This is a genomic window from Apolloniradiicaulis salifontis (assembly GCF_053756655.1).
In genome coordinates, this window is the sequence record NZ_CM132387.1 from 1,416,767 (window position 1) to 1,432,001 (window position 15,235).

Genomic DNA, 15,235 nt, shown 5'->3' on the forward strand with positions numbered 1-15,235 from the left:
GTCCGGACCAAAAGGTGAGACGATGTTCGCGAAGATCTATCGCCCCTCCAAGACCGCCATGCAGTCTGGCCGGGCCAAGACCAGGCAATGGACGCTTGAGTTCGAGCCCCGGGCGGCCAAGCGCCCGGATCCGCTCATGGGCTGGGCCTCCACCGACGATACGGCGAGCCAGGTGAAGCTTTCCTTCGACACCAAGGAAGAGGCCGTAAACTACGCAAAGCGCTACGGCATCGCCTTTCAGGTTGTCGAAGCGCGCGAAACCCCGCGGCGAATCAAAACCTACTCCGACAATTTTTCCTTCACCCGCCGCGAACCGTGGTCGCACTAGCCGGGCGAGAGGCCTCCTTAGCTCAACCGGATAGAGCGCCCGCCTTCTAAGCGGATGGTTGCAGGTTCGAGTCCTGCAGGAGGCGCCAGTCTTTTCTGATCCTCAAGCCCGTCCGGACTTTCGGTCCTCCCCGGATCAGGTCCGGGGTGCGGGCGGGCGGTCGCCCTGGCGAACCCGTGCGGGTTCGGGTCGGACTTAGCTGAGGCGCATCAACGCGTCGAATTTAAGCTGCGTCACCGAAACGCCTCTGGTATCGATAACCCTATCAGGGGGCGAGTTTGATGGCGGATGATCGAAGAGAGCAGCTTCATTCCTTAAGCATCGACCGGGACGAACCCGGTCGATCGGGCGGGCCGGGCTGGATCGTCCAGAGCGTCATCATCGTGCTGGCCATCGCCTTCGGCGCCGTGATCTCATGGTTCGCGCTTCCCATGCTCAATCCGGCGGAGCCGGTGACCGCCCAGCGCGCCGCCGCGCCGGTTCAGAGCGCGTCATCGGAGACGGCGGCATCAGCGTCGCCAGCGCCCGCGCCGGTCCCGCGTGCGTCCGGTCTTGTGGCGTCAGGCTATGTGGTGGCGCGCCGCCAGGCGACAGTGTCGGCGGAAATCACCGGCCGCATACGTGAGGTTCTCATCGAGGAGGGCGCGGTGGTGGCCGAGGGCGACGTTCTTGCGCGCCTTGATGATGAGCGCGCCAGGCTCGATCTTGATCTGTTCGAAGCCCAGGTGCAGGCCGCCGAGGCGCGCGTCCAGTCCCTGCTGGCCCAGCGCAATGAAGCGCAGGTCCAGCTGGAGCGCGCCGAGCGCCTGGTCGGCGCCGGTTACGCGACGCAGGCCGCGATCACCGCGCTTCAGGCGCAGCGCGATTCGGCGGCGAGCCAGCTCGCCGCCGCGCGCGCCGACGCGGCGGCGGGGCGGGCGCGGCTCGCCAGCCAGGTCGATTTTGTGGACCGCCACGTGGTGCGTGCGCCGTTTGCCGGGGTTGTCATCGCCAAGAACGCCCAGGTTGGCGAGATCCTGTCTCCGGTCTCGGCCGGGGGCGGATTTACGCGGACCGGGATCGCGACCCTTGTGGACATGGAAAGCCTGGAGCTGGAGGTGGACGTAAACGAGGGCCAGATACAGCGCGTAACCGCCGGCCAGCCGGTGGAGGCGGTGCTGGACGCCTATCCTGACTGGCGGATCCCGGCGCGTGTCGAAGCCATCATTCCCACCGCCGACCGGGCTCGCGCCACGATCCAGGTGCGGGTGGCGCTGCTTGAACGCGATGGAAGGGTTTTGCCGGACATGGCCGCACGCGTGACCTTCCTTGAGGGCGATTAACCGGATCGCGAAATCGATTGCTTGGTCCCCATCAATAATGTACTCTAAAAAATAAAGCAGAAAGGGTGGACATGGCCGAGGCGCTTTACCAGCTGAACAATCTCTCCAAGCGCTATACGCGCGGCAAGGAGAGCATCACGATCTTCTCCGATCTCACCATGACCATCGACAAGGGCGATTTCATCGCGATCATGGGCCCGTCGGGCTCAGGCAAGACGACACTGCTCAATCAGCTCGGCGGAATCGATACCGCAAGTTCGGGCGAGGTCCTGTTCGAGGGGGCGCGCATCGACAATCTCGCCCAGTCACGCCTGGCCAAATGGCGCGCGGCGAATGTCGGCTTCATCTTCCAGTTTTATAATCTGATGCCCACCCTGACGGCGGCCCAGAATGTTGAACTGCCGCTCCTGCTAACGAATTTGTCCGGGAAGGAGCGCAAGCGCCGCGTCGCCACCGCCCTAGACATCGTCAAAATTTCAGATCGATCCGGCCACAGGCCGCGTCAGCTGTCCGGCGGCCAGCAGCAGCGCGTCGCCATCGCCCGCGCCATCGTGGCCGACCCGAAAGTCTTGCTCTGCGACGAACCCACGGGCGATCTGGACCGGACCACGGCTGACGAGGTGCTCCAGACGCTTCAATTGCTCAATGACGAGCTGGGCAAGACCATCGTCATGGTCACCCACGACCCGTCGGCCGCGAAATACGCGCGCCGCGAGCTTCATCTGGACAAGGGCCGCTTCCTTGAAGCCAAGGCCGAACTGGCATGAACGACGCCACGCTGATCCGAAAAAGCCTGTTTCGCAACAAGACCCGGGCGATCCTGCTGGTCCTTTCGATCATGACGGCGTTCCTGATCTTTGCGGTTCTCGGTGCGTTTTCGCGCGCGCTGAACTCCGGCGTGGAGACTGCCGCCGCCGACCGCCTCGTGACGCTCAATGCGATCAATTTCACCCTCACAATGCCCTATGCCTACTGGGGCCGGGTCGAGCAGGTCGAGGGTGTGCAGGCGGTGACGCACGCGAGTTGGTTCGGCGGCTACTATCAGGAACCGCGCAATTTCATCCAGTCCTTTGCGGTGGATATGGAGAGCTATTTCCAGGTCTATCCGGAACTGGCGCCGGTGGAAGGCGACATGGAGACGCTGCTTGCGCGCAATGATTGCGCCGCGATCGGTCAGGATCTGCTGGACCAGTATGAATGGACGCAAGGCCAGAGGATTCCGCTCACCTCCAATATCTGGAGCAAGCCGGACGGGTCGCGGGTCTGGGATGTGGAGTTATGTCTGGTCTTTGATGCAGAAGATCAGGATGTTCCAACGAACTACATGATGTTGCAGTACGATTACTATAACGAATCCCTGGCGTTCAATCGCGATCAGATCGGCTGGATGATCCTCACCACCGGCGATCCCACCATCAATGACCAGGTGGGACGCGACATCGACGCGCTGTTCACCAACTCGCCGGCGGAGACTGAAACCTCCACCGAAGCCGCGTTCGGGCAGGCTTTCCTGGAGCAGCTGGGCAATATCGGCCTGATCCTGACATTGGTCATCGGCGCCGCGTTCGCCACGATCCTGATGATCGTGGGAACAACTATGGTCATGGCCATCAACGAGCGCACCAAGGAGGTTGCGGTGATGAAGACGCTGGGCTTCTCGCCGCCGCGCATCTTCACCCATGTGCTCAGCGAGTCGGTGCTTTTGAGCCTTATGGGCGGGTTAATCGGTCTCGGGCTCGCGGCCTTGCTGCTTGCCGGCGTGAGCGGAGCGCTGGCGGGACAGTTTCCCGGTCTTCGCATGACGCCCACGATCATCGGGCAGGCGGTGGCCTTGATGATCCTGTTCGGGCTGGTGACGGGCCTTCTGCCGGCGATCAATGCGTTGCGGACCAATATCGTCACCGCGCTCGGTAAGGATTAGGGCCATGCTCAAACAGATCGGCGCCGTCACCATGATCAATCTGCGCTCCATCCCCCAGCGGTGGGGCATGTCGCTGGCCACAGTGCTCTCGGTTGCGCTGGTGGTCGGGGTGCTTCTGGGCTTTCTGGCGATGGCGAACGGGTTTCGCGCGACGGTCGATGGATCGGGCGAAGACGATGTGGCCGTCTTCCTGCGGGCGGGGTCCCAGGCCGAGCTAAATTCGGGCCTTGGACGGGACTCAGTGCGCCTGATCGAGGCGGCCCCCGGGATCGCGGCCGATGCGGCCGGCGATCCGATCCTGTCCGCCGAGCTTTATGTGATCGTCGACGGGACCAAGCGGTCCTCGGGGACTGAGGCCAATCTGCCGCTGCGCGGCGTCGGGCCCGATGCGTCGGCCCTGCGTGAAGGGTTCACCATGACCGAGGGGCGCATGTTCGCGCCCGGCTCGAACGAGCTTGTGGTGGGCGAGGGCGTGATCCGCCAGTTTGAAGGCTTCGACATGGCCCAGACCGTGCGCTTGGGCTCCAATGAGTGGCGGGTCGTGGGGGTGTTCTCCACCGGCGGCTCGGTCTTTGATTCCGAGATCTGGGCTGATGTAGGCACGATCCAGAATCTTTATCAGCGCACCGGCACGGTGCAGTCGGTGCGCGCCCGCCTGACCAGCCCCGAGGCGCTCGCCGGGCTGCAGCAATATGTGGCCGACGAGCCGCGTCTTGATCTCGACGTCACCAGTGAGCGCGAGTTCTTCGCCTCCAGCGCAGGCGGCACGTCTGACATCATCATGTTCCTGGGCTGGCCGCTCGCCGTCATCATGGCGGTGGGCGCCCTGGCGGGCGCCTGGAACGCCATGTACGCCTCGGTGGATGCGCGCACGCGCGAGATCGCAACCCTTCGCGCCATTGGATTTTCCGGCTTTCCCGCCTTCGTGGGAACCATGGTGGAATCGCTCATGCTCGCCTCGGTCGGCGGGCTTCTGGGGGCGGGGGCGACCTATTTGATCTTTGACGGGGTTTCGGCCTCCACCCTGGGCGGCGGCTTCACCCAGATCGTGTTCTCTTTCGCCGTCACGCCGGCGGCTCTGGTCTCGGGCGTGGTGCTGGCGCTGATTGTCGGTCTTGCGGGCGGCTTCTTCCCCGCCATCCGGGCTGCGCGCGTGTCGATCCTGAAGGCGCAAGGCTGACGGCGGGCTGCAGGCCCTAAACCTGGTCCAGAGCCTGCTCCATGTCGGCCCTTAGATCCTCGGCGTCCTCAAGCCCGATGGAGAACCGCACCAGCGCACCTTCGGCGTTCCATGGCGTTGCGGTGCGCCGTATCTGACGGTCGCAGGGCAGGACAAGGCTTTCAAACCCGCCCCAGGAAAACCCGATTCCGAACAGTTTGAGCGCCTCGGCGAAGGTCTCCCCGCCGCGCGCGTCAATGTCTTTCAGGACCACCGAGAAACACCCCGACGCCCCTGAAAAGTCCCGCTGGAACAGGGCGTGATCGGGGAAAGTCTCAAGTGCCGGGTGCAGCACGCGCGCGATCTTGGAATGGGCCTCAAGCCAGCGCGCCAGAGCGAGCCCTGAAGAGCCCGAGCGCTCCAGCCGCAGCGAGATCGTGCGAAGCCCGCGAAGCGCAAGAAAGGCGTCGTCTGGCGAGACATGGCCGCCATAGAGCCGGTCGCGATCGGACAGCGCATCGGCGGCTTCGCCGCGAGCGGCCACCGACCCCATGAGGAAATCGGAATGGCCGCCGGCATACTTCGTCAGCGCCTGCGCCGCGAAATCCACGCCCAGGTCCAGCGGGTTCATCAGCATCCCCGCCGTCCAAGTATCGTCGATCACCGTTTTCGCGCCGGCCTTGCGGGCGGCGGTTGCGATGGCGGGAACATCCTGGACTTCAAACGTCAGCGAGCCGGGCGACTCCAGGTGCACAAGGCGCGTCTTATCGCTGAGAAGGGTGCTGATCTTCGCCCCGATCCGCGGATCGTAATAGCGCGGGGTCACGCCGAGGCGCGGCAATTCTTCATCACAGAAGCGGCGCACCGGCCCGTACGTGCTATCGCTGATAAGCGCCTCGCCGGGTTCCTCCACGGCGGTGCGCATCGCCAGAACCACGCTGGCCAGGCCCGACGAGGTCAGCGCCACATGGTCTGCGCCGTAAAGCTCGCCGATCGCTTCGCGCAGTTCGGAGTTGGGGCTGAGCCCGCCCCGGCCATAGTGACGGCGCGGCGGCGTCGGGTTGTACAGTTCGGCCGTTGAGGGCGCGAGAACCGTAGAGGCGCGCCGGATCGGCGGGTTGACCAGGTCGTCCTCGGCATGAGGCCGACCTGAATGGATGAGGCGGGTGTCTCGTTTCATGTCGACAAGCCCCCTTCGGGCCAGCTAAACAATTCATATTCTTAATCCTGCTTTTAAGGGCGGACGGACCGGTGACGCCAGCGTCTTTGTTCGATCTTTTTGCGCCGCGCCGGCTTGCCCGCGCTGCAGCGACGTTCGCTCTGGGCTTCACGGCGGCCCAATCGGACCTTGAGACGTTCGGCTCGACGATCCAGGAAGTGCGCGAGCGTGGCGCGCTTCTTTGTGGTGTGGACACTGGGCTTGAGGGCTTTGCCGAGAACCGCGACGGCGAGGGCTGGGTGGGTTTCGAGGTGGATCTGTGCCGGGCTTACGCCGCGGCGCTGCTTGGCGATGAGAGTCGCGTGCGCTTTGTGCCGCTGACCACCGAAGAGCGCTTCGAGGCGCTGCTGGACGGGCGCGCCGATATCCTCATGCGCAACACCAGCTGGACGTTCGCGCGAGACGCCGAACTGCCGGTTACGTTCGCCGGCACATACTATTACGACGGGCAGGGGTTTCTTGCGCCGGCGGATCTGGGCGTCTCCAGCGCGCGCGAACTGGCGGGCGCACGCATCTGCGTGCAGCCGGCGACCACCCACCTTCTCAATCTGGACGACTACGCGCAGACTTATGGGCTCAGCTTCGAGCCGGTTCTGGTCTCCACGCCCGGCGAAGGGCTGACCGCCTATATGGAGGGGCGTTGCGACGCCTACACCAGCGACGTCTCCGCGCTCGCCGGCGCGCGCAGCCGGCTCGCCGATCCAGAGCTGCATGTGATTCTGCCGGACATCATCTCCAAGGAGCCGCTGGGCCCCGTGGTCGCTTCGCGCGATCCGCGCTTTGCCGAAGCTGCGCGATGGGTGCTAAACGCTCTCATCGCCGCCGAGGAGTATGGGGTGACGGCCCAGAACGCGGCCGAACTCGCCTCAAGCGCCGGTAGTCCGGAGGTGCGCCGGCTTCTGGGCGCTGAAGGCGCCATCGGCGAGGCGCTGCTTCTGGACAGTGATTTTGCGCTGAACGCGGTGTCTGCGCGCGGCAATTACGGTGAGATTTTCGCCCGTCATTTGGGAGAAGATTCCGCCCTGGGCCTTCGGCGCGGCTTGAACGCGCAATGGACCCAGGGCGGACTTCTCTACGCGCCGCCTTTCCGGTAGCGCTTTCGCGCGGCAATCAGTCCAGGCGACGGCCCGGATTGCGGAAATCATCTCCGAAGAACAGCGCATTGGTCACCAGGCGCGCGCTGCCCTTCATGTAGGCGCGGAACACCGGATTATCGGCGAACAGGATCACCGAGCCGCCGCCACGGCGTTCGGCGTGCATCATCCCGGCGCCGGCGAGCCTGTCGCGATTGGCCTCGCTGGCGTAGCCGGAGAGGATCGGATCGCGCTCGGCGTAGCGAACGGGCAGCGCGAAGGGATTGTCCGACGGCGCGAACGCGTCGGTTCCGATGCGATGAACCGCCAGCGTGGTGTCGCGATAGCCGAAGGCGAGGGGGTGGGTGATGTCCACCTGCGTTTCGAACAGGGCGCCGGAGATTGAAACCTCGGAGTCCCAGACATCAATGTCTTCGTAGGCGTCGGGCGCCTCGACATCGGTGTCGTCCTCGCCCACGCTGTCTCCTTCATCCAGGAAGGTGGCGCTGGACAGGTCGTGCTCGGCCACCCAGCGCGCCGCGCTGCGGGTGGCGATGAGTACGCCTCCGGCGCGGACCCAGGCGTCAAGACGCTCGCGGAACGCTTCGGTCAGCGAGGAATAGCGCCCGGTCGGAAGAATGATGTGCGTGTAGCGATCGATCGACGCGCCTTCCAGCTCGCTCACATCGATCATGGAGACCGGGATATTCTGCTCGTGATCGAGCAGGTGCCAGATTTCGCCGGCGTCGCCGGAAGAGACTTCACGCCCGGTGGCCAGGAGGATTTCCGGCTTCTCCACATTAGACAGCGCGAAGCCTCCCAGATCCGAGCCCCGGCTCGTCATAGCACTTGTGGCGGCGTGCACCGTCACGGAGTCCTCGCGCGCGGCGCGGGCCATCAGGGCGTGGATCTCGTCCGCGCTCAGATTCTGTCCAGCCACGGTGACCACCACCGCACCGCGGCCCGGCTCGACCTCGCCGCCGGTGGTCTGGACGGTGACTTCATCGGGGATGACACGGGCGCGAAGCCCGGCGTCCAGCATGCGATAGAGCGCGCGCGGCGCGTAATAGCTGTCCCATTCCAGCACATAGGCGTAGCTGCTGCGCGCCGGCTCGGGCGCGGCGCGCTCAAATCCTTCAAGCGCGTCGCCGGCGAGATTGGGCGAGAACAATCCGCCGCGCACCACCGAATAATCAAGATCCCAGGCCAAAGGCTGGGTCCAGCCGGAGACGTCGTAGAATTCGGTCTTGTCCTCGATGATCCTGGTTTCAAACAGGCCTTGAACCAGGCGGTACTGGTCCTGATTGACCGGCACGATCACGGCCTCGCCCGGCTGGTAGGTGCGCCCGTCCGCGCGCAGGGGCTGGCGCAGATTGCGCACCTCGATCTGGTGAACGCCGAGCATCTCGATGAAATCGGCCATGCGCGCACGGTCGCCGGAGGTGAAGACATAGGCGCTCACCGGGTCGCCGGACGCCAGACGCCGGCTCTCGGCGAAGAACGCCGCCATGTGGGCCTGCAGCTCTGTGCGGCGCGCCTGACCGGCGCGGATGAGCGCGAGGGCGACGCGGGCCTGCTGGGCCACCTTGTCGTCATAGCGAAGGGTTCCGTACTCGGTCTCCTGGGTGAGGCCGCGCACCGAGCTTTGCTCGAAAAGATAGGGCACAGAGCCGATCAGGCCGGGATAGCTCGATCCGTAACCCAGGTAGAAATCGTCGAAGACTTCCTCGGTGACATAGACCGCGCCCTCTGAATCCAGCTGGTCGGTGAGGAAGCTGTTCATGTCCAGATTGAGCGCCAGGGCGTCCTGGCTGAGCAGCGGGTGAAGCCCGTCCACCGGACCCGGCGAGAAGAAGAATGTGGAGTTGCGTCCCATCTCATGAAGGTCGGCTGCGATGTTCGGCAGCCAGTCATGGGTCGCCGACACCAGCGCGCGCGCTTCTGGCTGGGTCACCGGCAGCCATTGGCGATTGAGATCAAACCAGTAGTGATTGGTGCGGCCCCAGGGCCATTCGTTGAAATGCTCGCGGTGCTGGGGGTCGGCGACGGGAACATTGGCGTGGTGCTGGTTGACCCACTGGGCGAACCGGTTGGCGCCGTCCGGGTTGATCATGATCACCTGATGGACCACGACCTCGTCCAGAAGCTGTTCGATCTTGGAGCCCTGCGCCGCGGCAAGGTGGTAGAGCAGCGCCATGGCGCTGTCATAGCCGGAGCTTTCCGAGCCGTGCACACCATGGGTCAGCTGCACCACGGCCGGGTGATCGGCGGGCGGCTGCGGCGCGTTGGCGGCGACCAGGCTGCGCTGCGTCTCGCGGATCTCTTCAAGGCGGGCCTGATTGCGCGGCGATGTCACGGTCACGCGCAGGATCGGACGGCCGAAATGGCTGCGGCCGATCTCGGTGACGCTGACCCGGTCGGAGGCTGCTGCGACGGCGGCGATATAGTCGCGGTGCATGTCGGGCGGGAAAACGATCTCGCCGACGCGATAGCCGGTGACGTCCTCAGGCGTCGGGATCGCCGCGTCATAGCTCACATCCTGAGCCAGTAGCGTCTCGAGCGGTCTGGGTTCATAGGCCTGAGCGTGAAGCGTGGCGGTGGCCGTGGACAGAAGCAGAGAGGCAGTGAGCGTGCGCAGCATGGAATATTCCCCGGAACGTGGACATTTGTGACTTTTGCGCGACGGTAAGCGCGGCGCGGCGGGGGTCAAGCCTCTGCGCGGCGCCTTGGCGGCTACAGAAGTGGTGCGCGTGCGTTAGGTAACGGTCTGTAATCGACCAATCGGAGCCGCTCTTTGACCTTCAAGACCTTCATGCTCGCGTTCGCCGCCCTCCCGGCGCTCGCGCCCGCAGCATTCTCTCAGGATCAGGGCGACGTGATCGTGGTGACGGCGACGCGCGCAGAAGAAAGCCGTGATGCGTCTGCGGCGCCGGTCGCGGTGATGGGCGAGGCGGAGATCGAGCGCCTGGGCGCCCAGCACATCGCCGAGGCGCTGAATCGGCTGCCGGGCGTGTTCATCAATCGCGGCAACGGGGTGGAGCATCTCACCGCCATCCGGTCCGCGGTCCTGTCCGGCGGCGCGGGGGCGGGGAGCTTTCTCTTTCTGGAGGACGGGATCCCACTGCGGGCGCCAGGCTTCGCCAATATCAACGGCCTGATGGAGGCCGCTGACGGGCTCGCCGGCCGGCTTGAAGTGATCCGGGGGCCGGGCTCGGCGGTCTATGGCTCCAACGCGCTGCACGGCCTGGTGAACGTCATCACGCCAGACCCTGAAAGCACGGGTCGGCTGCTTGAGGCCGAGGCGGGCAGTTTCGGGCGGGCGCGCCTTCGCACCTTCGCCGGCGGTGAAACCCGGTTCGGATCGGCCTGGGGCGGGGTGAGCGTGCGCCATGAAAACGGCTGGCGCGAGGACGCCGCGCTCACCAAGGCCGCAGCCATGGGCCGTGCCGACTGGACGACAGGGGCCACCCAGTGGAGCCTGCGTGGCGCGCTCATCGATATCGATCAGGAAACCGCTACCTTCGTGGACGGCCTCAAGGCCTATGAGGACGAGGCGCTGTCGCAGCAGAACGCCGATCCGCTGGCGTTTCGAAACGTGCGCGCCGCCCGCGCCAATCTGCGCGCCGATCATCGGCTCAGCGACACCTGGATCGCCAACACGGTAGTGTACGCGCGCTCCAACCAGATGGACTTTCGCCTTCACTTCCTGCCGAGCCTGGCTCTGGAGGCCACCGGCCATGACAGTATCGGCGTCCAGTCGGGCCTAGTCTGGGAGAGGGCGCGCAGCCGGGTGATCTTCGGCGCCGACGCCGATCTCACCGACGGATTCCTCTCCGAAACCCAGACCGAGCCTACGCGCGGCCCGTTCATTCAGGGGCTCCATTACGATTACACGGTGGAGGCGCTTGTGCTCGCCGGCTTCGTCCAGGCGCGCCATGAGATCACCCCGGCGCTCTCGATCGAAGGCGGGGTGCGGCTGGAAGACACCCGGTATGAGTATGACAACCGCGCACCCGACGGCGTTCTGGGCCGGTATCTGCGCCCGGCTGACCGCAGCGATGATTTCTCCACCGTAACGCCCAATCTTGGACTGACCTACCAGGCGGCTGACAATGTCCAGCTCTTCGCCCGCGCCGCGCGCGGGGTGAGGGCGCCCCAGACCGACGAGCTTTATCGTCTGCAGCCCGGACAACAGATCGATTGCATCGAGCCGGAAGAACTGGACAGCGTGGAGGCGGGCCTGCGCTGGTCGCCTGGGGACCGCGGCCGCATCGAGCTGGTGGGCTTCGCCATGGAGAAGCGCAATGTCTTCTTCCGTGACTCTGATGGATTGAACGTCACCGACGGGGCTTCGCGTCATCACGGGATCGAGCTGGACGCTGGCCTGACCCTCTCCGACAGCTTCAGCCTTGCCGGCTCCGCCACCTGGGCGGTCCACGAATATGCGTTTGACCGGCCGGTGAGCTCTGGCTCTGAAACCATCGTCGACGGCGCCCGGCTGGACACCGCGCCAGAATGGCTATGGAATTTGCGCGCCCTGTGGGAGCCGCGCTCAGACACCGGGATCGAGGCCGAATGGGTCCATGTGGGCGAGTATTTCGCAAACGCCGCCAACACGGCGAGCTATGAAGGCCATGACCTTCTGAATTTGCGCGCCTCCCATGATTTCAAGCCCGGCTGGCAGATCTTCACCACCGTGCGCAATGTCTTCGACACCCGCTACGCCGAGCGCGCCGACTTTTCCTTCGGGGCCTATCGCTACTTCCCGGGCGAGCCGCGCAGTGTATCGGTGGGAATCCGCATCACCGGTTGACCTTGCGCGCGGCGGGCGGAGCGGGCTAGCTCCACGCATCAAACGAGGAGACGCCCATGCCCGCCCGCACCGGAGCCCAGCACCTGATCGACGCGCTCGCCGCAAACGGCGTGGAGCGGATTTTCGGCGTTCCTGGTGAGAGCTATCTCGCCGCGCTGGACGCGCTGGTGGACGCCAAAATCCCCTTCATCCAGTGCCGGCACGAGGCCGGCGCGGCGAATATGGCCGAAGCTCAGGGCAAGCTCACGGGCCGGCCCGGCGTGTGCTTCGTCACGCGGGGCCCCGGCGCGACGCAGGCCGCGGTCGGCGTCCATACGGCGTTGCAGGATTCCACGCCCATGCTGCTTCTGGTGGGCCAGGTGAGGCGCGAGGACGAGGGGCGCGAGGCGTTTCAGGAGCTTGATTACGCCCAGGCCTTCGCCGGTCTCGCGAAGGCGGCCTTCGAGATCCGAGATCCGACCCGCTTGCCCGAGCAGATCATGCGCGCCTATGCGCTGGCCATGAACGGGCGGCCGGGCCCGGTGGTGGTGGGCTTGCCCGAAGACATGCTCACCGAAGTGGCGGACGCGACCGCCGCGGCCGCATTCGTGGCGGCGAGAAGCGAGCTTGGCGCCGCCACCGCAGCGGAGATCGCCGCGCGGGTGGACGCCGCGAAGCGCCCGGTTCTGATGGTGGGAGGGCCGTTCTGGACCGCTGAGGAGCGTGGGGCGATCACGGCTTTTGCGGAGAGCCAAAATTGTCCAGTGGTCACAAGTTTCCGCGTCAAGCACCTGATCGATAACGCCCATTCGCACTATGGCGGTGAGGCTGGTATCGGCGCCTGCCCCTCGGTGGTGGAGACGCTTCAGACCTCTGATCTGATCCTCGTCGTGGGTCCGCGCCTTGGGGAGATGACCACGCAGAGCTATGATCTGTTCGGTGTGCCCGAAGGCGTCGCCGACAAGTTGATCCATATCCACCCCGGCGGCGAAGAGTTGAGCCGCGTCTATCGTCCGAGCCTCTCGGCGGTCGCCCATCCCGGCGCCGCCATGCGCGCGATTTCAGAGGCCGGAAAGCCAAAGAACGCAGGTGCGCGCGCCGAATGGGTAAAACAGGCGCGCGCCGCCTACGATGCCTGGATCGAGCCGGTGAAGGTCACCGGCGACGTGAACCCGTCGGTGATCTGGCGCGAAACCTCGGCGCGGTATGGCGGCGAGGCGATCATGACCAATGGCGCAGGCAATTTCGCCGCCTGGCTGCATCGCTTCTGGGTCCATCGCTGCTGCCCCAGCCAGCTGGCGCCCACCTCAGGGGCCATGGGCTACGGCCTGCCGGCGGCAATCGCCGCCAAGCTGCAGCATCCTGAAAAACCGGTCATCGCAGTGTGCGGCGACGGCGATTTCATGATGGCGGCGCCCGAGCTTGCGACGGCGGTGCAGCATGGCGCGAACATCGTCGTGTGCGTGTTCGACAACGGCGCCTACGGCACAATTCGCATGCACCAGGAACGCGCCTATCCCGGCCGGGTGAGCGGAACCGACCTGGCGAACCCCGACTTCAAGATGATGGCCGAAGCCTGCGGCTGCGCGGGGTATTTTGTCGACAAGACCGAGGATTTCGCCCCGGCGCTGGAGGCGGCGCTGAAGGCCGGCCGGCCTGGGCTGATCCATGTGAAGCAGAGCCTCGCCGACATCGCGCCGAACAAGACGATTAGGACGGGTTAGGGGCGGCGGGTCCCGGCCCGCACCCCGGCGCTTGACGGCGCGCGCGTGAAAGAGAACAAACAGGGCGTACTTTCACGCCCCGCAAGGACCTTCGCCATGCCGCTCGACGACACCGATCACAGCTATCGCCTGCCCGGCGCCACGGGCGACTGGGAGATCGTGGTGGGGCTTGAGGTTCACGCTCAGGTGAAGTCGAAATCCAAGCTGTTCTCCGGCGCCAGCACCGAGTTCGGGTCCGAGCCGAATACCCAGGTAAGCCTGGTGGACGCCGGGATGCCGGGCATGCTTCCGGTGATCAATGAGGTTTGCGTGGCGCAGGCGGTGCGCACCGGGCTGGGCCTGAACGCGCAGATCAACCGCTTCTCGCGGTTTGACCGGAAGAACTATTTCTATCCCGACCTGCCTCAGGGATATCAGATCAGCCAGTTCGCCCATCCCATCGTGGGTGAGGGCGAAATCGAGTGCGAGCGCGATGACGGCTCGCGCTTCGTGGTGGGGATTGAGCGCCTGCACCTGGAGCAGGACGCCGGCAAATCGATCCATGATCTTGATCCGAACGCCACCTATGTGGACCTGAACCGCTCCGGTGTGGCGCTGATGGAGATCGTGTCGCGCCCCCACATCCGCACGCCCGGCGATGCGGCGGCCTATGTGCGCACGCTGCGCACGATCCTGCGCTATCTCGACACGTGCGGCGGGGACATGGAGAAGGGCCAGATGCGCGCCGACGTGAACGTCTCGGTTTGCAAGCCCGGCCAGTATGAGAAGTTCGCCGCCAGCGGTGATTTCAAGCATCTGGGAACGCGCTGCGAGATCAAGAACGTCAACTCGCTGCGCTTCATCCAGCAGGCCATCGAATACGAGGCGCGCCGCCAGATCGATATCCTGGAGGAGGGCGGCAAGATCATCCAGCAGACCCGCCTGTTCGACGCCAATACCGGCGTCACCCGCTCCATGCGCTCCAAGGAAGAAGCCCACGATTACCGCTATTTCCCTGATCCGGATTTGCTGCCGCTGGAGCTGGACGAAAGCTTTGTCGCCGACATCAAGGCGGGCCTGCCCGAACTGCCGGCGCAAAAGCGAAAGCGTTTCGTTGAAGTGCTGGGCCTGTCTGAATACGACGCCTCGGTGCTGGCCTCCGACAAGGACCGGGCGGATTATTTCGAGGCCGTGATCGAGGGCGGCGATCCCAAGCTCGCCGCCAACTGGGTAAATAACGAGCTGTTTGGGCGGCTGAACAAGGAAGGCCTCGCCATCACCGAGAGCCCGGTGAGCCCGGACCAGCTGGGCAATCTAGTGGACCTCATCAAAGACGGCACGATCTCCGGCAAGATCGCCAAAGACGTGTTCGAGATCCTTTGGGACGAGGGCGGCGACCCGGCGAAAATCGTCGAGGATCGCGGCCTGAAACAGGTCACCGACACCGGCGCCATCGAGAAAGTCGTGGACGAGCTGATCGCCGCCAATCCCGAACAGGCCGCCCAGGTGAAGGACAAGCCCAAGACCATGGGCTGGTTCGTCGGCCAGGTGATGAAGGCTATGCAGGGCAAGGCCAACCCCCAAGCGGTCAACGAGATCCTGCAGAGGAAGCTCTTGGGGTAGGGGCGTGCCGCAACGCGCCCTGCCGCGACTTTTAATCAGTGACCTTAGGCGTCGTCTCTTGCGCGCCCGCCGCACGGTCGTGCTCCTGGCCGTGA

Annotated in this window: 11 protein-coding genes and 1 tRNA gene; 10 read left to right on the plus strand and 2 right to left on the minus strand. The window is 65.1% G+C overall.

What is annotated here, in order from left to right:
* Nucleotides 1-22 precede the first annotated feature (22 nt).
* The 6 genes from ACWCOP_RS06910 (at nucleotide 23) to ACWCOP_RS06935 (ending at nucleotide 4,751) form a co-directional block, all read left to right on the plus strand.
* Nucleotides 23-328 carry an ETC complex I subunit gene (locus tag ACWCOP_RS06910; protein ID WP_478250492.1) on the plus strand — a complete coding sequence of 102 codons (306 nt, stop codon included), beginning with the start codon at nucleotides 23-25 and terminating at the stop codon, nucleotides 326-328.
* An 11-nt stretch (nucleotides 329-339) separates the two neighbouring features.
* Nucleotides 340-416: transfer RNA gene (locus tag ACWCOP_RS06915), tRNA-Arg, on the plus strand.
* 193 nt (nucleotides 417-609) lie between these two features.
* Nucleotides 610-1,650, plus strand: a complete 1,041-nt coding sequence (locus ACWCOP_RS06920; protein WP_478250493.1) for an efflux RND transporter periplasmic adaptor subunit — start codon at nucleotides 610-612, stop codon at nucleotides 1,648-1,650.
* Between the two features lie 71 nt (nucleotides 1,651-1,721).
* Nucleotides 1,722-2,417 (plus strand): ABC transporter ATP-binding protein, encoded by a 696-nt coding sequence (locus ACWCOP_RS06925; RefSeq protein WP_478250494.1) that lies wholly within the window; start codon nucleotides 1,722-1,724, stop codon nucleotides 2,415-2,417.
* Nucleotides 2,414-3,571 (plus strand): ABC transporter permease, encoded by a 1,158-nt coding sequence (locus ACWCOP_RS06930; RefSeq protein ID WP_478250495.1) that lies wholly within the window; start codon nucleotides 2,414-2,416, stop codon nucleotides 3,569-3,571. The genes ACWCOP_RS06925 and ACWCOP_RS06930 overlap by 4 nt, the downstream gene beginning before the upstream one ends.
* A 4-nt stretch (nucleotides 3,572-3,575) precedes the next feature.
* Complete coding sequence (locus tag ACWCOP_RS06935; protein ID WP_478250496.1) at nucleotides 3,576-4,751, plus strand: ABC transporter permease; 1,176 nt, start codon at nucleotides 3,576-3,578, stop codon at nucleotides 4,749-4,751.
* A gap of 16 nt (nucleotides 4,752-4,767) precedes the next feature.
* Here ACWCOP_RS06935 and metC read toward each other — a convergent pair whose 3' ends face one another.
* Entirely contained in the window at nucleotides 4,768-5,910 is a 1,143-nt protein-coding gene (gene metC, locus ACWCOP_RS06940) for a cystathionine beta-lyase (RefSeq protein WP_478250498.1), read from the minus strand.
* Between the two features lie 71 nt (nucleotides 5,911-5,981).
* On the opposite strand from metC, the gene ACWCOP_RS06945 reads away from it, so the two are divergent.
* On the plus strand, nucleotides 5,982-7,043 hold the full coding sequence (locus ACWCOP_RS06945) for an amino acid ABC transporter substrate-binding protein (RefSeq protein ID WP_478250499.1): 1,062 nt from the start codon (nucleotides 5,982-5,984) through the stop codon (nucleotides 7,041-7,043).
* 16 nt (nucleotides 7,044-7,059) lie between these two features.
* Here ACWCOP_RS06945 and ACWCOP_RS06950 read toward each other — a convergent pair whose 3' ends face one another.
* Nucleotides 7,060-9,663, minus strand: a complete 2,604-nt coding sequence (locus ACWCOP_RS06950) for a M14 family metallopeptidase (RefSeq protein ID WP_478250500.1) — start codon at nucleotides 9,661-9,663, stop codon at nucleotides 7,060-7,062.
* 153 nt (nucleotides 9,664-9,816) lie between these two features.
* Here ACWCOP_RS06950 and ACWCOP_RS06955 point away from each other — a divergent pair, with 153 nt between their 5' ends.
* From ACWCOP_RS06955 to gatB, 3 genes are all read left to right on the plus strand, one after another.
* A complete protein-coding gene (locus ACWCOP_RS06955) occupies nucleotides 9,817-11,835 on the plus strand; it encodes a TonB-dependent receptor (protein WP_478250501.1) in 2,019 nt (672 codons plus the stop codon).
* 56 nt (nucleotides 11,836-11,891) lie between these two features.
* Nucleotides 11,892-13,538, plus strand: a complete 1,647-nt coding sequence (locus tag ACWCOP_RS06960) for a thiamine pyrophosphate-dependent enzyme (RefSeq protein WP_478250502.1) — start codon at nucleotides 11,892-11,894, stop codon at nucleotides 13,536-13,538.
* Nucleotides 13,539-13,634: 96 nt separating this feature from the next.
* Nucleotides 13,635-15,140, plus strand: coding sequence for an Asp-tRNA(Asn)/Glu-tRNA(Gln) amidotransferase subunit GatB (gene gatB, locus ACWCOP_RS06965; protein WP_478250503.1), 1,506 nt, complete (start codon nucleotides 13,635-13,637; stop codon nucleotides 15,138-15,140).
* Nucleotides 15,141-15,235 lie beyond the last annotated feature (95 nt).